The following is a 24,223-nucleotide window of genomic DNA, read 5'->3' as shown; positions in this document are numbered from 1 at the left end:
GGATGCGACTGTAACCGCCGCACCGTCCCAGTCCTATGTATTTGGTCACACAAACGCGGAAAAATAAGAAAGAATGTTAGTTATTTTGTAACGTCGGAGCCTATGGCCAAGGCGGCGATTTCCGCAGCAACTCCTCCGTTCACGGCGAATTCCGCCAGACCCGAGGAATTCTCGTACCAGAATGCGTCTCCTGGCGGTACGTCCGAGAACGTGCGCGCCCGGTGAAAGGCCCGGCCGCCAGCCCGCAGGATAACATCCGCCCCCAGGACCGAGGCTCGAATCCCGGTCCAGGCGTTGCCGTAATGATCATGATAAATGATGGCGGCCAGATCATCGGGCCAGTCCGGGCGACGAGGGACGTCCACTAAGCGACACCCGACATCTTCTGGACAAAGGCCGGCCGCCAGCCGGGCCGCTATGGGGGCGAACAGATCACGACCATGGAAGCTCGGCGAGAGAATATCCGGGCGCCAGACGATTTCCCAGGTCCGCACTGTCCTGGCTCGGCGCACCAGCGGCTCGAACAGGCCGTTGTCGGGGCCAACGAACGTTACGCCGTCAGCCTCGACCACCAGCGGCCTCCGCTCGCCGCCCACACCGGGGTCGACCACCGCCAATACTACGGATTGACGGGGAATATTGGCAGCCAGGGCCGCCAGCAGATAGGCCGATGCCTTGGGATCGAAGCGCGGTGCGTCGGCCACCAGATTGACCACCGGCTCGGATGGCAGGATCTGACGGATAACCACCTCCATCTGCCCGAGATAGGGGCCATGGCCACCAAAGTCGGTAAAGAGGACGATCAATCCGCCATGCCTCCCCTCGCCTCAGCCCGGCCGACCGTCGGCGCGTGGCTTGGTACAGATGGGAAAATAGACCACGACATAGAGAATCCAGCCAAGGGTCCACAGTGATCCGCCGGCCATGGTCAGGGCCATCATGCCATCCGGAATCACCGGGGCCACCACGCGCAGCAGCGCACCGGCCGAGATCAGGCCGTAGGCCCAGACAGTTGCCTTGGCCACCACCAGGGGATGACCGGCATGGCCCAGGGCGGCGCGGCTCATGACCGCGATGATCATTGTGGCGATGGAGCCGGCAGTCAGCGCATGCAGCGCCGCCGAGGGCGGCAGCGCCTCGATGAAGGCCGAAAGGCCCAGCAGGGCGAATCCCAGAACCATCCAGGCATAGCCCACATGCAGCACCACCAGGATGGGGCTGGAGAGGGTCTTGAGCCCGTGCCAACCCGACAGCCGCCAGGCATGCACCACGGCCGCCAGCAGCAGCAGCGCCCCGGCCACCGGCGACGAAGGCGCCAGGACCTGGGCAAGACCCGCCAGGGCGACAATCGCCCCTGCCCCACCGCTTTCGATCCAGCCCACCGGAGCCACCTCCACCGGGCGGCCCTGCATGCGCAGCCAGTTCTGGGTGAAGGAGGGAATGATCCGCCCGCCCACGATGGCAATCATCAGCAACAGAACGAAGATGCCCAGCGTGACGCCCTTGAGGCCGACGGCCTTGCCGGTCAGGGCCTCGATATGGGCGCACATCCCCGCCAGCCACAGCACGCCGAGAATGGGCAGAAAGACGATATTGCGCCACTTGCCCGCCTGGATCAGCGGCTTGGCCAGCAGAAAGGCCAGCAACGGCAGATAGCCCAGGTCAACCACCGCGACCAGGGCCGGCGGCAAGATTCCGGCCATGGCGACGGCGGCGCGGCCGCCCAGCCACAGGGCGAACAGCGCCATCAGCGGCTTGCCCGACACGTGGTGGGAGTTGGTCCAGTTGGGAACGGCCGTCAGCAGAAAGCCGCCGACCGCGGCGCCGCCCAGGCCGAAGACCATGGCATGGGAGTGCCAGACCACCGGATTCCAGTTGGCGGCCACCGGCAAGTGTCCGGCAAAGGCCAGAAGCCAGAGCGGCAACATGACGGCGGCCTGGATGGCCGCGAACAGAAAGAACGGACGAAAACCGGCGGCGAAGAACACCGGTCCCTGCGAGCCCTTGTAGACGGGCTCCATCAACGGAATCGTGGCCATGAACAACCATCCTGCAACGAACGACCGGCAGAAGGTACACTTCCGCCGGTCATCACGCCTTGAGGGCCGTCAAGGCAACTACATGGCCCTGACTTCCCCCAGGAAGCGATCCACGCCATTGCGCAGGGTCTCGGATTCGCCAGCCAGCTCGGCGGCGGCGCCCAGCAACTCGCGAGCCGCCACGCCGGCCTCCGACGCGGTCCGGCTGATGGAGGAGATGTGGTGCGACACCTCTTGCGCCCCATCGGCCGCCTCGTGGACATTGCGGGCGATTTCCTGAGTGGCGGCGCCTTGCTGCTCGACCGCTTCGGCGATGGCGTTGGCGATTTCGTCCATGCGGCCGATGGTCTTGCCAATGGACTCGATGGCGCCCACCGCGTCGGCGGTAGTGGATTGGATCGAGGCGATCTGCTGGCCGATCTCCTCCGTGGCCTTGGCGGTCTGGCTGGCCAGATGCTTGACCTCGTTGGCCACCACGGCAAACCCCTTGCCTGCCTCGCCGGCACGGGCCGCCTCGATGGTGGCATTGAGCGCCAGCAGATTGGTCTGGCCGGCAATATCGTTGATCAAGCGCACCACTTCGCCGATGCGGTCGGCGGCCTCGGACAGGCCACGCACCACGCCGTCGGTACGATTTGCCGCGTCCACCGCCTCCTTGGCGATCTGAGTGCTTTCCGCGACCTGGCTGCCGATGCCGCGAATGGACGAGGAAAGCTCCTCGGCGGCGGCGGCGACGGCCTCGACATTGGACGAAGTCTGTTGCGCGGCGGCAGCCACAGCTTGACTCTCCTGCGAAGCGTTGTCGATGGCACCGGCCATTCCGGTTGCAGTGGACCGCATGCGTCCGGCGGATTCACTGACGGTCACCACCGTCGACTTGACGCCCCGCTCCAGCTCGGTAGCCAAGCCGGCCAGGGTCGAACGACGCTCGGCCTCGGCCTGGCGCCGCTGTTCCGCCCGTTCCTCCGACATGCGCTTCATGGTCAGCGAGTGCTCGCGGAAGATTTCCGCCGCCTGAACCAATTCGCCGATTTCGTCGCCTCGCTCGTGGCCCTTGATTTCCACGGACGTATCGCCCTCGGCCAGCTTACGGATGCCGCCGGTGGCATTCCTCATGCCGTCGACAACGTTCTTGCCGATCCACCAGGACACCAGCAGCACCAGCAGCACCACGCCGGTCACGATGCCGCCCAGGTTCATGACCTCGGCGCGGAAGGCGGAATCCACATCATCCACGTAGATGCCCGAGCCCACCAGCCAACCCCACTCCTCGATACCCTTGACGTAGGACACCTTGGGGACCGGCTGATCGAGGCCGGGTTTCGGCCAGAGGTAGTCGACGAAACCGGCCTTGTCCTTCTTCACCACGTCGATCATGGCCTCGAAGAACAGCTTGCCGGCGGGATCCTTCAGGCCCATCAAATCCTTGCCCAGCATATCGGGGCGGATGGGGTGAACCACCATCTTGCCGGCCAGGCTATTGATCCAGAAATACTCGGTTCCGGCATAGCGCATGGTCTTGATCGCTTCGATGGCGGCGGCCTGCGCCGCATCCGTGCTCATCTGGCCGGATTGGGAGAGCTTGACGTAATGACCGATAAGGCTGTGGGCGGTTTCGACCACATGCTGGGTCTTGATCTTGCGGGCCGCCATCAACTCGTTGTGGAGATTGGCGAGATTGACGGCGACGATGGCCCCCATTCCCAGCAAGGACAGCACGACAATGAGAAAAATCTTCGCCCTGAAACGCCAGTTGCTGATCGACATTCGCCATATACCCCAAGGCAGCCGTTGATACGGACCCTCCATCCATACCCCTTCTATGATGAGAGCCTGAACTAGTCAATAAGTCCCAATCCAAATTTGATAGATCGCCGCTGATAACAGCAATTTGCGCGTAAATTCGGCGGAGCCAAACTAGCGATCATAGAAGATAAGCAGAACAGGCTGCATTATTTCATCAAATTCGATTTTTGGAATTCGCCAGGCCGATCCTGTTGTGAAAGGCAACAATGGATCAGGGCCGTCACCTTTTGAACGGCCATTCAGAAAGGGGCCGCCCGGCGGACGACCCCTTTCCGGAAGACGGATGGATTCAGCAGGCCGGCAGGTCGCTGGAACCCATCAGATAGGCATCCACGGCGCGAGCGGCCTGACGGCCTTCGCGAATGGCCCACACCACCAGGCTCTGGCCGCGACGGATATCGCCGGCGGCGAAGACCTTGGGATTGGAGGTCTGGTAGACGGTGGTGTCGGCCTTGACGTTGCCGCGACCGTCCTTCTCCAGACCCAGCCCATCCACCAACCCCTCATGAACGGGATGGACGAAGCCCATGGCCAGCAGCACCAGATCGGCCTCGAGCTTGAACTCGGTGCCGGGGATCGGCTGGAACTTGGCATCCACCTCGGCGCAATCGAGGCCGGTGACCTGTCCGTCCTTGCCGGTGAAGCGCAAGGTCGACACCGACCAGCGGCGGGCGCAGCCCTCGTCATGGGAGGACGAGGTGCGCAGGCGGTTGGGCCACAGCGGCCAGGACAGGCCCTTGTCCTCCTTCTCGGGCGGACGGGGCATGATCTCGATCTGGGTGACCGAAGCGGCGCCCTGGCGGTTGGAGGTGCCGACGCAATCGGCGCCGGTATCGCCGCCGCCGATCACCACCACCTTCTTGCCCTTGGCCAGGATGTCCTCGGCCCCCACAGCCTCGGCGCCATTGCGGCGGTTCTGCTGGGTCAGGAAGTCCATGGCGAAGTGCACGCCCTTGAGCTCGCGGCCGGGAACCGGCAGATCGCGGGGCTTTTCCGAGCCGCCGGTCAGCACCACGGCGTCGAAGCCGTCCAGCAGGTCCTTGACCGGAAAGGTCACGCCCACATGGGTATTGGCCTTGATGGTGACGCCCTCGGCCTCCATCTGGGCCACGCGGCGATCGATGATCGCCTTCTCCAGCTTGAAGTCGGGAATGCCATAGCGCAGCAGGCCGCCCACCTTGGCGTTCTTCTCGAACAGGGTGACGGAATGGCCGGCGCGGGCCAGTTGCTGTGCCGCCGCCATGCCGGCCGGGCCGCCGCCCACCACCGCCACCATCTTGCCGGTCTCGCGCTTGGCCACGTCGGGCACCAGCCAGCCTTCGGCGAAGGCGCGCTCGACCACCGCATGCTCGATGGTCTTGATGGCCACGGGCGAGTCGGTGATGTTGAGGGTGCACGACGCCTCGCACGGGGCGGGGCAGACGCGGCCGGTGAATTCCGGGAAGTTGTTGGTGGAGTGCAGGACCTCGGAGGCCTCCTGCCAACGGTTGCGGTACACCAGATCGTTCCAGTCCGGGATGAGGTTGTTGACCGGACAGCCCTGGTGGCAGAAGGGAATGCCGCAATCCATGCAGCGTGCCCCCTGCTTGGCCAATTCCTCATCGGTCAGCGGCTTGGTGAACTCGCGGTAGTGCTTGACCCGCTCCTCCGGCTTTTCATAGCCGGGGGTCTGGCGGTCGAATTCCTTGAAACCGGTAGCCTTTCCCATGTCAGCGCCCTCCCCCAACAGCGACCTTGGGCTCCTGGGCCTTCTGCATTTCGAGCAGGGCGCGCCGGTAATCCACCGGCATCACCTTGACGAATTTCGGCATGTAGTACTCCCAGTTCAGCAAGATGTCGTGGGCCCGCTTGGAGCCCGTGTAATGCTGGTGGTTGCGCAGCAGCGCCTGGATGCGCGACGCGTCGTCGCGGGTCATGTCGCCCATGACGTCCACCAATCCGTGGCCTTCCAGATCGCCCGCCTGATTTTCGTGCTTGGAATTGGCATCCTCCTCGGCGGCCACCGGCTCCAGGTCGACCATAGAGAGGTTGCAGCGCTTCTTGAAGTCGCCGGCCTCGTCCAGCACATAGGCGACGCCGCCCGACATGCCGGCCGCGAAGTTGCGGCCCGTCGGGCCGATGACCAGCACCACGCCGCCGGTCATGTATTCGCAGCCGTGGTCGCCCACGCCCTCGACCACCGCGATGGCGCCCGAGTTGCGCACGGCAAAACGCTCGCCCGCCACGCCGCGGAAGTAGCATTCACCTTCGATGGCGCCGTAGAGCACGGTATTGCCGACGATGATGTTGTCCTCGGCCGGGAACTTGAAGTCCTTGGACGGGTAGATGATCACCCGCCCGCCCGAGATGCCCTTGCCCACGTAATCGTTGCCTTCGCCTTCCAGCTCCAGCGTCACGCCGCGGGCCAGGAAGGCGCCGAAGCTCTGGCCGGCGGTGCCGGTCAGCTTGACGTGGATGGTGTCACCCGGCAGGCCGGCATGGCCGAAACGCTTGGCCACCTCGCCGGACAGCATGGCGCCGACGGTGCGGTTGACGTTGCGCACCGGCTTGGCGATGCGCACCGACATGCGATCGTCCAGCGCCGGCTTGGCCTCGGCGATCAGCTCGCGGTCGAGCACATCGTCGACGTCATGCTCCTGCGCCTCGCAATGGCGCTGGGCCACGCCCGGCTGGGCCGGAATGCGATGGAACAGCTTGGAGAAGTCCAGGCCCTTGGCCTTCCAATGCCCGATGGCGTTGTTGACGTCGAGCAGGTCGGTGCGTCCCGTCAGTTCCGACAGGGAGCGCACGCCCAGCTTGGCCATCCATTCCCGCACTTCCTCGGCGACGAAGAAGAAGTAGTTGATGACATGCTCGGGCTGGCCGACGAAACGCTTGCGCAGCTCGGGGTCCTGGGTGGCGACGCCCACCGGGCAGGTGTTGAGGTGACACTTGCGCATCATGATGCAGCCCGCCGCGATCAGCGGCGCGGTGGCGAAGCCGAACTCGTCGGCCCCCAGCAGCGCGGCGATGATCACGTCGCGCCCGGTGCGCAGGCCGCCATCGGCCTGCACCACGATACGGCTGCGCAACTGGTTCAGCACCAGGGTCTGATGGGTTTCGGCCAGGCCGATCTCCCAGGGCGATCCCGCGTGCTTGATGGAGGTCAGCGGCGAGGCGCCGGTGCCGCCGTCGAAGCCCGAGATGGTGACGTGGTCGGCCTTGGCCTTGGACACGCCGGCCGCCACGGTGCCGACGCCGATCTCCGAGACCAGCTTCACGGAAATACGGGCCGCCGGGTTGACGTTCTTCAGATCGAAGATCAGCTGGGCCAGATCCTCGATGGAATAGATGTCGTGGTGCGGCGGCGGGCTGATCAGGCCGACGCCGGGGGTGGAGTGACGCACCCGGGCGATGACCTTGTCCACCTTGTGGCCGGGCAGCTGACCGCCCTCGCCGGGCTTGGCGCCCTGGGCCATCTTGATCTGGATGTCGTCGGCATTGGTCAGGTATTCGGCGGTGACGCCGAAGCGGCCCGACGCCACCTGCTTGATGGCCGAACGCATGGAATCGCCGTTGGGCAGCGGTACGAAGCGCTCGGGCTCCTCGCCGCCTTCGCCGGTATTGGACTTGCCGCCGATACGGTTCATGGCCACGGCCAGGGTCGAGTGGGCCTCATAGGAAATGGAGCCGAACGACATGGCGCCGGTGGCGAAGCGCTTGACGATCTCCTTGGCCGGCTCCACCTCGTCGATGGAGATGCCGTTGCCAGGAGTCTTGATCTCGAACAGGCCGCGCAGGGTCAGCAGACGCTTGCTCTGGTCGTCGATGGCCTTGGAGAACTCGCGGAACTTGTCCAGCGAGCCCGAGCGCACCGCGTGCTGCATGGAGGCGATGGTTTCGCTGGTCCAGGCGTGCTCCTCGCCGCGCAGGCGCACGGCGTATTCGCCGCCCACATCGAGGGCGTTGCGATAGATCGGGGCATCGGAATAGGCGATCTGGTGGCGCCGCACCGTCTCTTCGGCCACCCCGGCCAGCGAGATGCCCTCGACCCGGCTGGAGGTGCCGGCGAAATAGGTGTTGAGGAACCCCGACGACAGGCCGATGGCGTCGAAAATCTGGGCGCCGCAATAGGATTGGTAGGTGGAGATGCCCATCTTGGCCATCACCTTGAGGATGGCCTTGGCCATGGCCTTGATGTAGCGCTTCTGGACCTCGTAAGAGGACAGCGGCTCGGGCAGGTTGGGACGCATCTCCTCCAGCGTCTCGAACGCCAGATAGGGATTGATCGCCTCGGCGCCATAGCCGGCCAGCACGCACATGTGATGGATTTCACGCGCTTCGCCGGTTTCGACCACCAGACCGGCCTTGGTGCGCAGGCCCTCGCGGATCAGGAAGTGATGCACGGCCGACACCGCCAGCAGCGACGGAATCGGAATGTTGTCCGGTCCCACCGCGCGGTCGGACAGCACGATGATGTTGTAACCCTCGGTCACCTTGGCCTTGGCCTGGCGGCAGATGCCGGCCACGGCGGCTTCGAGCCCCCCCGCCCCTTCGGCGGCCGGCCAGGTCATGTCGATGGTCACCGCCTTGAAGCCCGAACCGGGCAGCTTCTCGATGCGGCGGATCTTCTCCAGATCCTCGTTGGTGAGGATGGGCTGGCGCACTTCCAGGCGCTTGCCATGGCCGCCGTCGCGGTCCAGGCCCAGCAGGTTGGGACGCGGCCCGATCAGCGACACCAGGCTCATCACTGATTCCTCGCGGATGGAATCGATGGGCGGATTGGTCACCTGGGCGAAGCACTGCTTGAAGTAGTTGAACAGCAGCTTGGGCTTGGCCGACAGCACCGCGATGGGCGTATCGGTGCCCATGGAGCCCACGGCCTCCTGGCCGGTGACGGCCATGGGCTGCATCAGGAACTTGACGTCTTCCTGGGTGTAGCCGAAGGCCTGCTGGCGGTCCAGCAGGGTGGCGGGATCAGGCTTGACCGTCTCGACCGGGACATCCAGGTCTTCCAGCATGATCTGCGACTGGGCCAGCCACTCGGCATAGGGCTTGTCGCCGGCCAGCTGGGCTTGATCTCGGCATCGTCGATGATGCGGCCCTGCTCGAGATCGATCAGCAGCATCTTGCCGGGCTGCAGGCGCCACTTCTTCTTGATGCGGTCCTCGGCGATGGGCAGCACGCCCATTTCCGACGCCATCAGCAGCTTGTCGTCGGTGGTGACCAGATAGCGGGCCGGACGCAGACCGTTGCGGTCGAGCGTGGCGCCGATCTGGCGGCCATCGGTGAAGCACACCGCCGCCGGGCCGTCCCACGGCTCCATCAGGGCGGCGTGGTACTCGTAGAACGCCTTGCGCTTCTCGTCCATCAGCGGGTTGCCCGACCACGCCTCGGGGACCAGCATCATCATGGCGTGAGCCAGCGGATAGCCGCCCATGACCAGCAGTTCCAGCGCGTTGTCGAAACAGGCGGAATCCGACTGGCCCTCGGGGATCAGCGGCCACAGCTTGGCCAGATCCTCGCCCAGGACCGAGGATTCCATGGTCTGGCGCCGCGCGTTCATCCAGTTGAGGTTGCCGCGCAGGGTATTGATCTCGCCGTTATGGCTGATCATGCGGAACGGATGGGCCAGCCGCCACGACGGGAAGGTGTTGGTGGAGAACCGCTGGTGCACCATGGCCAGCGCGCTGACCATGCGCTCGTCGGACAGTTCCTGATAGAACACGCCCACCTGGTCGGCCAGCAGCATGCCCTTGTAGATCAGGGTGCGGGTGGACAGGGAGGGAATGTAGAAGTCGCGTTCGGACCCCTCGGGGGCCTTGTTGGACATCTGCTTGCGGATGACGAACAGCTTGCGCTCGAAGGCGTTCTGGTCGGCGACGCCTTGGCCCTTGCCGATGAACACCATGCGCACCACCGGCACGGTGGGCAGCACCGAATGGCCCAGGCTGGACGAATCCGTGGGAACGTCGCGCCAGCCCAGCAGCACCTGGCCCTCGGCCTTGATCAGCGCCTCGCAATGGGCTTCGCACGCCTTGCGGATGGAAGCGTCCTGGGGCAGGAACACGCAGCCGGCGCCATAGGAACCCTCGGGCGGCAGGGTGATGCCGAGCTTGGCGGCCTCTTCCCGCAGGAAGGAATCGGGTATCTGGATCAGGATGCCGGCGCCGTCGCCGGCCTTGGGGTCGGCGCCCACGGCGCCGCGATGGGTGAGATTGACCAGAATCTCGAGGCCGTCGCGGACAATGTCATGCGACTTGCGGTTCTTGATGTCGACGATGAAGCCGACACCGCAGGCGTCGTGTTCGTGGCGCGGGTCATAGAGTCCCTGTGCTTCGGGCAATCCGCTCATCTTCACTTCATATTCCTTTGTACCGCGCCCTGCGCCCCCTACCGGCCGCAGAGCCTGATGCTACACACCCAATCCATCGCTTGGGCGGGCACGACAGCCCCCCTGCCCGATCACCGGAAGCGATCAGCCAAGTGGGACTTCATACGGCATTCCGCTGAGTTCGCCAAGAGTAGGTTGCGACCACCCCGCCGCGATGGCCGGCGCGCCTCAAGGACGGCCATGAAGCCCTAGGGGATTTCACAGGAAACGGCCATAGACTCGTCCATGCCCGACACTCCCATCGCCCCCTCTTGTAAAAAGGCGGATCAATTCCCTCATTCTTCATGGAGGGGATCACAGACTTCACCTCACGGTAATTGCTGGCCTAGCCTTGAAATAGGGTTTTCACCCGATGGGCAATGTGTCGCAATTCCATGCTTTGACAGGGTGCGATTTTGATGGCCTTATTTCATGAATAATATTCAGGTGGACGTGGAGACGGGAAAAACACCCACACAGGTTCGCCGGACAAGGTCGCCGCAGGGAGGTGTCCGCATGGGAGACGACTTGATCGTCGAGACCCGCTCCTTGACCAAGGAGTTCAAGGGTTTCGTCGCCGTATCCGACGTCAATCTCAAGGTTCGCCGCCATACCATCCACGCGCTGATCGGTCCCAACGGCGCCGGCAAGACCACCTGCTTCAATCTGGTGACCAAGTTCCTGACCCCGACCAGGGGCCAGATCCTGTTCAACGGCAACGACATCACCCATACCCAGCCGGCCGCCATCGCGCGCCAGGGCATGGTGCGCTCGTTCCAGATCTCGGCGGTGTTTGGCCATCTGACGGTGCTGGAGAACGTCCGGGTGGCTCTGCAGCGCAAGCAGGGCAAGTCGTTCCAGTTCTGGCGCTCGGGCGAGTGCCTGAACGAACTGAACGCCCGCGCCGAGGAACTGATCGAGGCGGTAGGCGTCGCCGAATACCGCGACACCCCGGCGGGCGAGCTGTCCTATGGCCGCAAGAGGGCGCTGGAAATCGCCACCACCCTGGCGCTGGACCCGGAAATGCTGTTGCTGGACGAACCCATGGCCGGCATGGGCACCGAGGATGTGAGGCGCACCGCCGAACTGATCCGCCGGGTGGCGGCCAACCGCACCATCTTGATGGTGGAGCATAACCTCTCGGTGGTCGCCGACCTGTCCGACACCATCACGGTGCTGAAGCTGGGCCGGGTGCTGGCCGAGGGCAGCTATGCCGAGATCACCGACAACCCCGAGGTGGTCGAGGCCTATATGGGCGCGGGCCATGGAGGTGCCGGCCATGGCTGAGCCCGAAATCCTGCTCTCCGTCCGGGACCTGCACGCCCATTACGGCGAATCCCATGTGCTGCACGGCATGAGCTTCGACGTGCCCCGGGGCGAGGTCGTCACCTTGCTGGGACGCAACGGCGTCGGCAAGACCACCACCATGCGCTCCATCATGGGCATCGTCGGCAAGCGCGCCGGCTCGGTAAAGTACCAGGGCACCGAAACCATCGGCCTGTCGTCCAACCGCATCGCCCGGCTGGGCCTCGCCTTTTGCCCGGAGGAGCGCGGCATTTTCTCCTCGCTCTCGGTCAAGGAAAACATGGTGCTGCCGCCGGTGATCAAGCCGGGCGGACTGTCGCTGGACGAGGTCTATCAGCTGTTCCCCCGCCTGCTGGAGCGCGGCTCCAGCCAGGGCACCAAGCTGTCGGGCGGCGAGCAGCAGATGCTGGCTATCGCCCGCATCCTGCGCACCGGCGCGGACATGCTGCTGCTGGACGAGCCCACCGAGGGTCTGGCCCCGGTCATCGTCCAGCATATCGGCGATATCATCCGGACCTTGAGAGAGAAAGGTTTCACCATCCTCTTGGTGGAACAGAACTTCCATTTTGCCGCCACCGTCGCCGACCGCCATTACGTGGTCGAGCACGGGCAGGTGATCGACATGATCCCCAACGAATCCCTGGCGGCCAACATGGACAAGCTGAAGAGCTATCTCGGCGTTTAACTAACGGGAGGACCAATCATGGTGATGAAGAGGCTTCTGCTCGGCGCCGCGGCGCTGGCCCTGTCCACCGGCATGGCGCATGCCCAGTACAGCGACGGCAAGGTCAAGATCGGCGTGCTCACCGACCTGTCGGGAACCTATTCCGATCTGGCCGGCAAGGGCACCATCGTCGCGGCCCAGATGGCCATCGACGATTTCGGCGGCAAGCTCAACGGCCAGCCCATCGAGCTGATCTCCGCCGACCACCAGAACAAGGCCGACATCGCCTCGGGCATCGCCCGCAAGTGGTACGACACCGAGCAGGTCGACGCCATCGCCGAGCTGGTGACCACCGCGGCAGCCATCGCGGTGCGCGAGGTCTCCAAGGAGAAGGGCAAGATCGATCTGGTCTCGGGCGCCGCCTCGACGCCGCTGACCAACGACAAGTGCTCGGCCACCGGCTTCCACTGGACCTACGACACCTACGCCCTGGCCAACGGCACCGGTGACGCCGTGGTGAAGAACGGCGGCAAGACCTGGTTCTTCCTGACCGCCGACTATGCCTTCGGCCACAACCTCCAGGCCCAGACCGAGAAGGTGGTTAAGGCCAATGGCGGCACGGTCAAGGGATCGGTGAAGCATCCCTTCCCCAATTCCGATTTCTCGTCCTTCCTGCTGCAGGCCCAGTCGTCGGGCGCCCAGATCATCGGTCTGGCCAATGCCGGCGCCGACACCATCAACGCCATCAAGCAGGCCAAGGAATTCGGCATTACCCAGGCGGGCCAGTCCCTGGCCGGCCTCCTGGTGTTCATCACCGACGTGCATTCGCTCGGCCTGGAGAACGCCCAGGGCATGATGCTGACCACCGGCTTCTACTGGGACATGGATGACCAGACCCGGGCGTGGTCCAAGCGCTGGTCCGAGAAGATGGGCGGCGGCAAGATGCCGTCCATGGTTCATGCCGGCACATATTCCCAGGTTCTGCACTACCTGAGGGCCGCCGCCGCCGCCAAGACCGACGAGGGCATCAAGGTGGCCGACGAGATGCGCAAGCTGCCCATCAACGACTTCTTCGCCAAGAACGGCAAGATCCGTGCCGATGGCCGCATGGTCCACGACATGTATCTGGCCCAGGTCAAGAAGCCGTCGGAGTCCAAGGGTCCCTGGGACTATTACAAGATCATCCGCACCATTCCGGGCGACACGGCCTATCAGCCGCTGTCCGAAAGCACTTGCCCGCTGGTAAAGAAGTAAGGAACCGGGTCGGGACGCCGGGGTAATCCGGCGTCCCGTCCTGCTCAGGGGGAGCCCAGACCGCCATGATGACCATTCTCGGCATACCGACCCAGGCCCTGTTCGGGCAATTGCTGCTGGGTCTCATCAACGGCGCCTTCTACGCCATGCTCAGCCTGGGGCTGGCGCTGATCTTCGGGCTGCTCAACATCATCAATTTCAGCCACGGCGCCCTCTACATGATGGGCGCCTTTGTGGCCTGGCTGGCACTCAACTTCCTCGGGCTGGGATACTGGGGCGCGCTGATCGTCGCCCCCCTGGTGGTGGCCCTGGTCGGCATCGTCATCGAGCGGACCATGCTGTGCCGGCTTTACAAGCTGGATCATCTTTACGGCCTGCTGCTGACCTTCGGACTGGCACTGATCATCGAGGGCCTGTTCCGCGAGGGCTATGGCGTGTCGGGGCAGCCCTATTCGGTGCCTTCGGCCCTGGCGGGGGGCTGGAACCTGGGTTTCATGTTCCTGCCCATCTATCGCGGCTGGGTGGTGGTGGCCTCGCTGGTGCTGTGCCTGGGCACCTGGTACGCCATCGAGAAGACCAAGCTGGGCGCCTATTTGCGCGCCGGCACCGAGAATCCCACCCTGGTCCAGGCCTTCGGCATCAACGTGCCGCTGATGATCACCCTGACCTACGGGTTCGGCGTGGCCCTGGCCGCCATCGCCGGCGTGCTGGCCGCGCCCATCTATCAGGTCAGCCCCAAGATGGGCTCTGACCTGATCATCGTGGTGTTCGCCGTGGTGGTGATCGGCGGCATGGGCTCGATCATGGGGTCCATCCTCACCGGCTACATGCTGGGCATCGTCGAGGGCCTGACCAAGGTGTTCTATCCCGAAGCCGCAAGTACCGTGATCTTCATGGTCATGGTGGTGGTCCTTCTGATCAAACCCGCCGGGTTGTTCGGCAAGGGAGCCTGACGCCATGACCCTGCCCTCCTCCGTGTCCTCGCGTCAGAAGCCCTTCGTCCTCGCCCTGCTCGGCCTGGGGCTGGTGCTGCCGCTGGCCGTCTATCCCGTCTTCCTGATGAAGGGATTGTGCTTCGGCCTGTTCGCCGCCGCCTTCAACCTGCTGTTGGGCTATGTGGGGCTGCTGTCTTTCGGACACGCCATGTTCTTCGGCTGGTCGGCCTATGTCACCGCCTATGCCGCCAAGGAATGGGGCCTCACTCCCGAACTGGCCATCCTGCTGGGGGTCGCCCTGGCCACGGCGCTGGGCGCCGTGGTGGGCTGGCTGGCCATCCGCCGCCAGGGTATCTATTTCGCCATGATCACCCTGGCCCTGGCCCAACTGGGCTTCTTCGTGGCGGTGCAGGCTCCCATGACCCATGGCGAGGACGGTATCCAGGGCGTACCCCGCGGCATGCTATTCGGACTGATCGACCTGTCCAACACCATGGCCATGTACTACTTCGTGCTGGCGGTCTTCGTCCTGTCCCTGCTGTTCCTCCACCGGGTCGTCAACTCCCCCTTCGGTCAGGTGCTGAAGGCCATCCGCGACAACGAGCCCCGCGCCATCTCCCTGGGCTACGAGGTGACCCGCTACAAGCTGATCGCCTTCGTGCTGTCCTCGGCCTTCGCCGGACTGGCGGGCTCGCTGAAGAGTCTGGTGTTCCAGTTGGCTTCGCTGGCCGATGTCAGCTGGCACATGTCGGGCGAGGTGGTGCTGATGACCTTGCTGGGGGGCGTGGGCACCGTCCTCGGCCCCATGGTTGGCGCTTTCCTGGTGGTGGCCATCCAGGACTTCTTCGCCGGCATCGGGTCATGGGTCATCATTATCCAAGGTATTATCTTCGTCGTTTGCGTCCTGTTGTTCCGTAGCGGTATGATCGGCGTGCTGGCGCCCTGGCTGAAAAGGCGCGGCATTACTGGCTGAGGTGTGGAGAAGAGTTCGAGCATGCCGGAAACCGTCTTGCGTCGCCGTGAAATGCTGGCGAACACGCCCCTGTTTGCGTCCGTCCAGACCGACTTGCTCGACGAATTGGCCGCCAAGGCCAAGATGGTCAAGGTCGATGCGCGCGAAACGCTGTTTTCCAAGGGCGATCCGGGAGACCGACTCTATCTGGTGGCCAAGGGCCTGATCCGCATCGGAGTCCTGTCCGCCGACGGGCGCGAGGTCACCTATGGCCTGATCAAGCCGGGCCAGTTGTTCGGCGAGATCGCCGTTCTGGACGGCAAGGAGCGCTCGGCCGACGCCACCGCCATGGAAGCTACCGAGTTAATCGCGTTGGAACGCAAGGACGTCCACACCTTCCTGCATCGCCATCCGGCCCAGGCGCTGCACCTGATCGAGGTGCTGTGCGAACGCATCCGGCGTGCCGATAACCAGCTGGAAGACATGGTGTTCCTGTCCCTGCCCTCCCGCCTGGCCAAGCATCTGTTGATGCTGGTCCAGACCATGGGGACCAAGGCCAAGCCCGGGACGCCGTCCGCCATCAAGCTGTCGCAGCAGGAAATCGCCGACCACCTGGGCATCAGCCGCGAAAGCGTCAACAAGGTTCTGTCCAAGTGGGAACAGGCCGGCATCGTCACCTTGGGCCGCGGCCAGATCACCCTGAACAAGACCGCCGCGCTGGAGGGGCTGACTTCCCTGGAATGAGTCTCCGCCTTATGTGAGACTCTTCACAGACGCCATCGCCCCCCGCCCATACATTGGGCCTGTCACGAATTCCAGTCCGTCCCCTCCTCGAACGAACGAACGGGACATGAAGACGGGCCCGAGGGTGACTTTTGGGGCACTACCTCTGGGCAAAAGCCCCCGGCGTCGATCCTCCGCCGGGGGTTTTTTCCATTCTGAACGGGGTGTCGCGCCCTATCCGTAAAGCTGCTTGGCGCGCTTTTCGAAGGCTCCGACCATCAGCTTGACCGCCTCGTTGAACAGGGCGCCGATCAGGGTCTGCAGCATCTTGGAGCGGAACTCGAAATCCACGTAGAAATCAAGTTCCGTTCCATCAGGATGGGGCCTGAAGACCCAGTGGTTGTTGAGATGCTTGAACGGCCCCTCAGTATAGGTCACGTCCACCCGGTCGGGGCGACTCAGCGTCACCTTGGAGGTGAAGCGTTCGCGCACCATCTTGAAGCCGATCACCAGATCGGCGAAGAACACGTCGCCATCACGCGAGCGGATGCGCGAGGCCACGCACCAGGGCAGAAATTCGGGATAGCGCGCCACGTCGGCGACCAGCTCGAACAATTGCTCTGGGGTATAGGGCAGGACTCGCTGCTCGGCGTGGGTCGGCATTCTTGTTCCTGGCTACCCCTGACGGCGCAGGCGTTCCGCCTTCAGCGCCTCGAAATCGCGGTCGGCGTGATGGCTGGACCGGGTGAGCGGCGTCGCCGCCACCATGAGAAAGCCCTTGGCACGGGCCTGGGCGGCATAATCCACGAACTCATCGGGGGTGACGAAGCTCGATACCGCCACATGCTTCAGGGTCGGCTGGAGATACTGGCCGATGGTGATGAAATCCACCCCGGCCGAGCGCATATCGTCCATGACCTGCAGCACCTCGGCCCGTTCCTCCCCCAGTCCCACCATGATGCCCGACTTGGTGAAGATGGACGGGTCGGCAGCCTTGGCCCGCTGCAGCACACGCAGGGATTCGAAATACCGGGCACCCGGGCGGATGCCGGGATACAGCCGCGGCACGGTTTCCAGATTGTGGTTGAACACGTCGGGCCGGGCCACGGCGATGCGCTCCACCCCGTCGCCCTTGTCACGGAAATCCGGAGTCAGCACCTCGATGGTGCATTGGGGCGTCACGGCGCGGATGCGCTCGATGCAGGCCACGAACTGGAAGGCCCCGCCATCGGCCAGATCGTCCCTGTCAACCGAGGTGATGACAACATGCTTGAGACCCATGGCCTTGACCGACTCGGCCAGGTGCTCGGGCTCGGTCAGATCGACGGAGCCCTTGGGGTTGCCGGTCTTGACGTTGCAGAAGGCGCAGGCCCGGGTGCAGGTATCGCCCAGGATCATGAAGGTTGCGTGCTTGTGCTTCCAGCACTCGCCGATATTGGGACAGGCTGCCTCTTCGCACACGGTGTGCAGGTTCTTTTCCCGCATCAGGCGGCGCACCTCGGCCGCCTCTTCCGAGGTGGGAGCCTTGACCCGAATCCAGTCGGGCTTGCGCGGGCTGATCTGGTCCGGCTTGCGGGCTTTTTCCGGATGGCGGAGAGGCTGTTTGTCGCTCATGGCGTAGATTTCGTCCAGGCTGGAGGCTAGGTCAAGAAAAACAAACGGCCGGGCAAAGGTTCCCCCTCACCCGGCCGCCGCAATCATGCCCGGTGCTAGAGCCGGATGCTTTGAGGTCGAATCGCTTCGCGATTCGACCTCAAAGCTGAATCCGCCTCTAATCAATAGGTTAGAGGGCGATTTAGACAACAGGCTGGCGCGGAAAGGCGCCAGCCTGTTGTCATCGCACTCTAGAAGTGGACCGCCCGGCCGTAGGCGTCCAGCACCGATTCGTGCATCATTTCCGAGAGCGTCGGATGGGCGAAGACCGTGTGCATCAGCTCGGCCTCGGTGGTCTCCAGGGTCTTGGCCACCACATAGCCCTGGATCAGCTCGGTGACTTCGGCGCCGATCATGTGGGCACCCAGCAATTCGCCGGTCTTGGCGTCGAACACCGTCTTGATCATGCCCTCGGTCTCGCCGAGCGCGATGGCCTTGCCGTTGGCCATGAAGGGGAAGCGGCCGACCTTGACGGCGTAGCCTTTCTCCTTGGCCTTGGCCTCGGAGAGGCCAACCGACGCCACCTGGGGATGGCAGTAGGTGCAGCCGGGAATCTTTCGCATGTCCAGCGGATGAACGTCGGGCAGGCCCTTGATCTTTTCCACGCAGATGATGGCCTCGTGGCTGGCCTTGTGCGCCAGCCAGGGGGCGCCGGCAATGTCGCCGATGGCGTAGAGGCCAGGCTCGCCGGTGCGGCAATACTCGTCGGTGATGACGTGAGTGCGCTCCACCTTGGCCTTGGTAGCCTCCAGGCCGACATTCTCCACATTGCCGACGATGCCGATGGCGGTGATGATCCGGTCGACAGTGACCTCATGGGTCTTGCCGCCCGCCTCGATGGTGACGGTAACGTCGACGGCGTTCTTCTTCAGCCCCTTGATGTTGGCGCCCGCCAGAATCTTCATGCCCTGCTTCTCGAAGCTCTTCTGGGCCATGGCGCTGATTTCGGCATCTTCCACCGGCAGGACGCGGTCCATGGCCTCGGCCACGGTCACCTGGGCGCCCAGGGCGTTGAAGAAGCTTGCGAACTCGATGCCGATGGCGCCCGAGCCGATGACCAGCAGGCGCTTGGGCATGGTGTCGGGAACCAGGGCTTCCTTATAGGTCCAGATGAACTTGCCGTCGGGCTCGAAACCGGGAAGGATGCGGGCCCTGGCACCGGTGGCCAGAATGATGTGGGGCGCCGAGATGGTGGGCTTGCCCTCGATGGCGACCTTGCTGCCGCCAGCCAGCTTGGCGGTGCCCTCGATCACCGTGACCTTGTTCTTCTTCAGCAGATGCTTGACGCCGCCCTGCAACTGGGCCGAGACCCCGCGCGACCGGGCGACGATCTTGGCCAGATCGAAGGTCGCTCCGGGGGCCGACAGGCCATAGGATTCAGCGTGCTGCATGTTGCGGTAGATCTCGGCCGAGCGCAGCAAGGCCTTGGTCGGGATGCAGCCCCAGTTGAGGCAGATGCCGCCCAGATGCTCGCGCTCCACCAGCGCGGTGTTCATGCCCAGCTGGGCAGCGCGGATCGCGGCGACATAGCCGCCGGGGCCACCGCCGATGACGATGATGTCGAAGCTGTTCTCGGCCATCTTTCTCTCCAATTCAGTCCGGCGAGCCGGGGAAGATCATGTTCAGGCGGCCATCGATTTCCATGTCGTAGGCCTCGGCCAGACGCCAGACATGCACTCCCAGCAATTCGCGGAAGGCCCCCAGCAACTGGTAGAAAACGAAGGTGGGCATCTGGTAGCGCCGCCCGGTGCGGCGGTCCCAGGCCTCGGCCTCGAGGACGTATTTGCGGCAGGCGGCACGCATAGCGGCCAGCAGGTCCTCGGCCGGAGTGCCGGGCGGCAGCAGTTCGGCGGTGTCCCCGATCAGGCGCTTGGCGTCCACCACGGCGCGGTAGCAGCGCTCCTGCTCTTCCGGCAGAACACCGCGATTGCAGAACGCCGGATTGTTCTCGATCATGGCGACCAGACCGGCCAGGGCCGAGCGCTCGGCGGCGCTTCCCGTGGGAAACGGCGTCACCGGCATGCCCGGTGCCCGGGGCATCTCCCTTACTCTCAGTCCCATCTCTCTCCCTCCGGTATTTCTTTTTTGCTCAGGCGCCGGACAACGGCCGCCAGGCTTGCTCCATGTCGAAGCTCAGATCGTGCTCGGCCAGGTAATGGTCGAGGAAGGAGTCGAAATCGCCGAACTCCATCTGGATGAAGGTCTCCAGCGCCTTGGCCTTGTCGCGGTAAAGCTCCATCAGGTCGAAGCGCCAGCTTCCCCCCGCCCGCTCGGCGGTGACCCGGGCCCCCTGGTCCTCGCCGTCGAACAGGCAATGGAAGGACAGGCGATCCGGCCCGTGCTCCTCCGCCAGTTCGCCCAGCTCCCACGCCTCCATCATCACGTCGAGATAGGGAAAGGCGGTAAAGCCCAGGACGAAGGCGGCGCCCGCCCCGGCCCCGCTGAGATCAGCGGGCTCGGGCATGCCGCGATAGCGCACCACCCAGAAACGGGTGAGAGCATCCACGGCGTCCAGGGCGTCACGGTCGGCGGCGGCGAACAGCGTCAGAAGCTGCCCGCCCCAGACCAGGGCCTCGCCGGCCAGCCGTCCCGCGATGACCGGAAAGCGTTCATCGCGGAAATCGGCCTTCAGGCTGGCAAAGGCGGCGTGCACGGCCTCGCGGCTCATGGCACCGCCTCCCCTACAGCAGCATGGACAGCGGGTCTTCGATCAGCTTCTTGAAGGCCGCCAGGAACTCGGCCCCCACCGCGCCGTCGACAACCCGGTGATCCACCGACAGGGTGCAGGTCATCACCGTGGCCACAGCCAGGGCACCGGCCTTGACCACCGGACGCTGCTCGCCGGCGCCCACCGCCAGGATGCAACCCTGGGGCGGATTGATGATGGCGGCGAACTCCTTGATCCCGAACATGCCGAGATTGGAGATGGTGAAGCCGCCGCCCTGGAACTCCTCGGGCTTCAGCTTGCCGTCACGGGCCTTGGCGGCCAGGGACTTCATCTCGTTGGAGATTTCGGCCAGCCCCTTGTGATCGGCGTGATGCACGATGGGGGTGATCAGGCCGGACGGCGTCGCCACCGCCACCGAGATGTCAATGTCGGTGTAGCGCTTGATGGCCTCCTCGCCCCACGACGCGTTGGCGGCGGGCGCCTTCTTCAGGGCCAGGGCCACGGCACGCACCACGAAGTCGTTGACCGACAGCTTGTAGGCATCGGAACGGCCGTTGAGGTCGGCCCGCACCTTTAGCAGGGCGTCCAGCTCGCAATCGATGCTGAGATAGAAGTGCGGAATGGTCGACTTGGCCTCGGTCAGGCGCCGGGCGATGACCTTGCGCATGGAGGAGTTGGGAATCTCCTCGAAGGCCGGCTCGAACGGACTGGCGGCGGCGGGGGCCGGCGCGGACTTGGCCGCCGGAGCGACAATTGCAGCCGGGGCGGCGGCGGGCTTGGCGGGACCGGCCTTGATGGCGGCTTCCACGTCGGCCTTGACGATGCGGCCGTGGGGGCCGGAGCCCTTCACCGCCTTCAGGTCCACATTGCCGTCCTTGGCGATGCGCTTGGCCAGGGGCGAGGCGACGACACGGTCGCCGCCATGGGCCGGCCCTGACGGTGCGGCAACCGGAGCAGCGGCAGTAACTGGCGCCGCAGCGGCGGCGGGAGCGGCCGCCTTGGGCGCCGGAGCGGCCGAGATGGCCGAGATGGCCGAGATGGCCGAGGCATCCTCGCCTTCTTCCAGCAGCACGGCAATGGGCGTGTTGACCGCCACGCCGGAGGTGCCGCCGGCCACCAGAATCTTGCCGAGCACGCCTTCGTCGACGGCCTCGAACTCCATGGTCGCCTTGTCGGTCTCGATCTCGCAGAGGATGTCGCCGGACTTGACGGCGTCACCCTCGTTCTTCAGCCACTTGGCCAGATTGCCCTCGGTCATGGTCGGCGAGAGGGCGGGCATCAGGATTTGAACAGGCATGACAGGTCCCCCCTCTTCAGGCGCGGTAGCAGACGGAACGGGCGGCGGCCACCACGTGCTCGATCTGCGGCAGGGCCAGCTTTTCCAGATTGGCGGCGTAGGGCATGGGCACGTCGGCCCCGGCCACCCGCACCACCGGCGCGTCCAGCCAGTCAAAGGCCTGTTCCATCATCAATGCGGCGATTTCCGATCCGATGCCGGCCACCGGCCAGCCCTCTTCCACCGACACGATACGGTTGGTCTTCTGTACCGAGGCGACGATGGTCGCCACGTCCAGCGGACGGATGGAGCGCAGATTGATCACCTCGGCCTCGATGCCCTCGGCCTTGAGGATCTCGGCGGCGTCCAGCGCCACCTGCACCATGCGCGAATAGGCGGTGATGGTCACGTGGGCGCCGGCCCGCTCGATCTTGGCCTTGCCGATGGGCAGGACGAAATCGGGATCGTCGGGAACGTCGAAGCTCTGGCCGTAGAGCAGTTCGTTTTCCAGGAACACCACCGGATTGGGGTCGCGGATGGCGGCTTTGAGCAGGCCCTTGGCATCGGCGGCGCTCCACGGCGCCAGCACCTTCAGGCCGGGGCAATGGGCGTACCACGAGGCGTAATCCTGGCTGTGCTGAGCACCGACCCGCGACGCGGCGCCGTTGGGACCACGGAAGACGATGGAGCACGGCTGCTGCCCGCCCGACATGTACAGGGTCTTGGCCGCCGAGTTGATGACGTGATCGATGGCCTGCATGGAGAAGTTCATGGTCATGAACTCGACGATGGGCTTGAGCCCGGCATAGCCGGCGCCACAGGCCAAGCCGGCGAAGCCCATCTCGGTGATGGGCGTGTCGATGACCCGCTCGGCGCCGAACTCGTCGAGCAGCCCCTGGCTGACCTTGTAGGCGCCCTGGTACTGGGCCACTTCCTCGCCCATCAGGAAGACGTTGGGGTCGGCCCGCATCTCCTCGGCCATGGCGTCGCGCAGGGCCTCGCGCACTGTCTGGCGCTTATACGAGGCGTAGACCTTCTCCTCGGGCGCCGGAGCGACGGCCGGCGGCGCGGCGACCGGAGCAGCAGCGGCAGGCGCCGCCACGGGAGCGGCGGCGGGGGCCGGGGCCGCGGACAGGGCGGAGGAGGCATCCTCCCCTTCTTCCAGGATCAGGGCGATGGGCGTGTTGACCGCCACGCCCTCGGTGCCGCCGGGCACCAGGATCTTGCCCAGCACGCCGTCCTCGACGGCTTCCATTTCCATGGTGGCCTTGTCGGTCTCGATCTCGGCCAGGATGTCGCCGGACTTGACGGCATCGCCCTCGGCCTTCAGCCACTTGGCCAGCTTGCCCTCGGTCATGGTCGGCGACAGGGCGGGCATCAGAACTTGAATCGGCATTTTTCTACCCCCCTCGCTTACGCTTCGATCAGCACGTCGGTCCACAGCTCGGACGGATCCGGCTCGGGACTGGACTGCGAGAATTCGGCCGCCTCGGTGACGATCACCTTGACCTCGCGATCGATCTCCTTGAGACCGGCTTCGTCGATCAGGCCCTCGGCCAGCAGCTTTTCCTTCAGCTGGTCGATGGGATCGTGCTGTTCGCGCATCTTGGTCACCTCCTCCTTGCTCCGGTACTTGGCCGGGTCGGACATGGAGTGGCCGCGATAGCGGTAGGTGTTCATTTCCAGGATGTAGGGGCCGTTGCCCGAGCGGGCGTGCTCGAGGGCGCGGGCGGCGGCGTCGCGCACGGCGATGATGTTCATGCCGTTGACCGGCTCGCCCGGAATGCCATAGGCGGCACCGCGCATGTACAGCTCCTGGCCGGCGGCGTGACGCACGGTCGAGGTGCCCATGGCGTATTTGTTGTTCTCGATGACGAACACGACGGGCAACTTCCACAGCGCCGCCATGTTGAAGGCCTCGTAGACCTGGCCCTGGTTGACCGCGCCATCGCCGCAATAGACATGGGCGACGCCGTTGTCCTTGGAATACTTGTGGGCAAAGCCCAAACCGGTGCCCAGCGGCACCTGGGCGCCGACGATGCCGTGGCCGCCATAGAAGCGCTTTTCACGGCTGAACATGTGCATGGAGCCGCCCTTGCCGCGGGAATAGCCGCCGGCGCGGCCCGTCAGCTCAGCCATCACCCCCTTGGGGTCCATGCCGCAGACCAACATGTGGCCGTGATCGCGGTAGGAGGTGATGCAAGAATCCGCGGCGCCCGCCACGGCCTGCATGCCCACCACCACAGCCTCCTGACCGATATAGAGGTGGCAGAAGCCGTTGATCAGCCCCATGCCGTAGAGTTGGCCCGCCTTTTCCTCGAAACGGCGGATGAGCAGCATCTCGCGATAATAGCGGATGAGTTCCTGAGGGGTGGGCTCGGCCGCCCCCCGTTCCTTCTTCTTGCTGGCCATGGTTCCTCCCGCGGGCCTGGATCGTTCAACAGGGACGATAGGTAAATGACACTTCCCTATTTTGCAAGCCGATTTTTCCAAAAAATCCGTTGTTTCGTAACGCTCTATTTATCGTTAACTGCATTTTGGTTATTTAAGAATGAATTGCTGCGATGCAACATTAGAGGGTGCTGGACGCGATACA

The 24,223-nt window shown here is 64.6% G+C and carries 20 protein-coding genes; 6 read left to right on the top strand and 14 right to left on the bottom strand.

The features are described 5' to 3' along the window. Window positions 1–80: 80 nt before the first annotated feature. The 6 genes from AMB_RS11795 to AMB_RS26440 all read right to left on the bottom strand — a co-directional run bounded on the left by AMB_RS11795 (window position 81) and on the right by AMB_RS26440 (window position 10,179). The gene (locus AMB_RS11795; protein WP_011384732.1) at window positions 81–806 is read right to left on the bottom strand and encodes an SAM hydrolase/SAM-dependent halogenase family protein; all 726 of its coding nucleotides are present in this window, start codon (window positions 804–806) and stop codon (window positions 81–83) included. A 21-nt stretch (window positions 807–827) separates the two neighbouring features. Then, window positions 828–2,039: an NnrS family protein gene (locus tag AMB_RS11790; protein WP_011384731.1), complete on the bottom strand. Its 1,212-nt coding sequence runs from the start codon at window positions 2,037–2,039 to the stop codon at window positions 828–830. Window positions 2,040–2,117: 78 nt separating this feature from the next. Continuing rightward, window positions 2,118–3,806: a methyl-accepting chemotaxis protein gene (locus AMB_RS26790; protein ID WP_043744334.1), complete on the bottom strand. Its 1,689-nt coding sequence runs from the start codon at window positions 3,804–3,806 to the stop codon at window positions 2,118–2,120. A gap of 328 nt (window positions 3,807–4,134) precedes the next feature. Then, on the bottom strand, window positions 4,135–5,553 hold the full coding sequence (locus AMB_RS11780; protein WP_011384729.1) for a glutamate synthase subunit beta: 1,419 nt from the start codon (window positions 5,551–5,553) through the stop codon (window positions 4,135–4,137). 1 nt (window position 5,554) lies between these two features. Then, a complete protein-coding gene (gene gltB / locus AMB_RS11775) occupies window positions 5,555–8,845 on the bottom strand; it encodes a glutamate synthase large subunit (protein WP_231848833.1) in 3,291 nt (1,096 codons plus the stop codon). Next, complete coding sequence (locus tag AMB_RS26440) at window positions 8,737–10,179, bottom strand: class II glutamine amidotransferase (protein ID WP_231848832.1); 1,443 nt, start codon at window positions 10,177–10,179, stop codon at window positions 8,737–8,739. The genes gltB and AMB_RS26440 overlap by 109 nt, the downstream gene beginning before the upstream one ends. 534 nt (window positions 10,180–10,713) lie before the next feature. On the opposite strand from AMB_RS26440, the gene AMB_RS11770 reads away from it, so the two are divergent. The 6 genes from AMB_RS11770 (at window position 10,714) to AMB_RS11745 (ending at window position 16,051) form a co-directional block, all read left to right on the top strand. Further along, entirely contained in the window at window positions 10,714–11,484 is a 771-nt protein-coding gene (locus AMB_RS11770) for an ABC transporter ATP-binding protein (protein WP_043744331.1), read from the top strand. Beyond that, window positions 11,477–12,187 (top strand): ABC transporter ATP-binding protein, encoded by a 711-nt coding sequence (locus AMB_RS11765; protein ID WP_011384725.1) that lies wholly within the window; start codon window positions 11,477–11,479, stop codon window positions 12,185–12,187. The genes AMB_RS11770 and AMB_RS11765 overlap by 8 nt, the downstream gene beginning before the upstream one ends. Window positions 12,188–12,205: 18 nt before the next feature. Further along, a complete protein-coding gene (locus AMB_RS11760) occupies window positions 12,206–13,420 on the top strand; it encodes an ABC transporter substrate-binding protein (protein WP_011384724.1) in 1,215 nt (404 codons plus the stop codon). A 68-nt stretch (window positions 13,421–13,488) separates the two neighbouring features. Further along, window positions 13,489–14,373, top strand: coding sequence for a branched-chain amino acid ABC transporter permease (locus AMB_RS11755; RefSeq protein WP_231849081.1), 885 nt, complete (start codon window positions 13,489–13,491; stop codon window positions 14,371–14,373). Between the two features lie 4 nt (window positions 14,374–14,377). Further along, complete coding sequence (locus AMB_RS11750) at window positions 14,378–15,328, top strand: branched-chain amino acid ABC transporter permease (protein ID WP_011384722.1); 951 nt, start codon at window positions 14,378–14,380, stop codon at window positions 15,326–15,328. Between the two features lie 21 nt (window positions 15,329–15,349). Next, window positions 15,350–16,051: a Crp/Fnr family transcriptional regulator gene (locus AMB_RS11745; protein ID WP_043744326.1), complete on the top strand. Its 702-nt coding sequence runs from the start codon at window positions 15,350–15,352 to the stop codon at window positions 16,049–16,051. A gap of 213 nt (window positions 16,052–16,264) precedes the next feature. Here AMB_RS11745 and AMB_RS11740 read toward each other — a convergent pair whose 3' ends face one another. From AMB_RS11740 to pdhA, 8 genes are all read right to left on the bottom strand, one after another. Continuing rightward, entirely contained in the window at window positions 16,265–16,693 is a 429-nt protein-coding gene (locus tag AMB_RS11740; protein WP_011384720.1) for a type II toxin-antitoxin system RatA family toxin, read from the bottom strand. Window positions 16,694–16,705: 12 nt separating this feature from the next. Next, window positions 16,706–17,644 (bottom strand): lipoyl synthase, encoded by a 939-nt coding sequence (gene lipA / locus AMB_RS11735; RefSeq protein ID WP_043744323.1) that lies wholly within the window; start codon window positions 17,642–17,644, stop codon window positions 16,706–16,708. A gap of 230 nt (window positions 17,645–17,874) precedes the next feature. After that, on the bottom strand, window positions 17,875–19,263 hold the full coding sequence (gene lpdA, locus AMB_RS11730; RefSeq protein WP_011384718.1) for a dihydrolipoyl dehydrogenase: 1,389 nt from the start codon (window positions 19,261–19,263) through the stop codon (window positions 17,875–17,877). A 13-nt stretch (window positions 19,264–19,276) separates the two neighbouring features. Beyond that, the gene (locus AMB_RS11725; protein WP_231848831.1) at window positions 19,277–19,723 is read right to left on the bottom strand and encodes a hypothetical protein; all 447 of its coding nucleotides are present in this window, start codon (window positions 19,721–19,723) and stop codon (window positions 19,277–19,279) included. 49 nt (window positions 19,724–19,772) lie between these two features. Continuing rightward, complete coding sequence (locus AMB_RS11720) at window positions 19,773–20,351, bottom strand: hypothetical protein (protein ID WP_011384716.1); 579 nt, start codon at window positions 20,349–20,351, stop codon at window positions 19,773–19,775. A gap of 13 nt (window positions 20,352–20,364) precedes the next feature. After that, a complete protein-coding gene (locus AMB_RS11715; RefSeq protein ID WP_011384715.1) occupies window positions 20,365–21,648 on the bottom strand; it encodes a pyruvate dehydrogenase complex dihydrolipoamide acetyltransferase in 1,284 nt (427 codons plus the stop codon). Window positions 21,649–21,664: 16 nt separating this feature from the next. Continuing rightward, window positions 21,665–23,023 (bottom strand): pyruvate dehydrogenase complex E1 component subunit beta, encoded by a 1,359-nt coding sequence (locus AMB_RS11710; protein WP_011384714.1) that lies wholly within the window; start codon window positions 23,021–23,023, stop codon window positions 21,665–21,667. Window positions 23,024–23,040: 17 nt separating this feature from the next. After that, window positions 23,041–24,039, bottom strand: coding sequence for a pyruvate dehydrogenase (acetyl-transferring) E1 component subunit alpha (gene pdhA / locus AMB_RS11705; protein WP_011384713.1), 999 nt, complete (start codon window positions 24,037–24,039; stop codon window positions 23,041–23,043). Between the last annotated feature and the right edge of the window lie 184 nt (window positions 24,040–24,223).

Source organism: Paramagnetospirillum magneticum AMB-1, from assembly GCF_000009985.1.
Taxonomy (GTDB): Bacteria; Pseudomonadota; Alphaproteobacteria; order Rhodospirillales; family Magnetospirillaceae; genus Phaeospirillum; species Phaeospirillum magneticum.
This window is presented reverse-complemented; position numbering and strand designations above follow the sequence as displayed.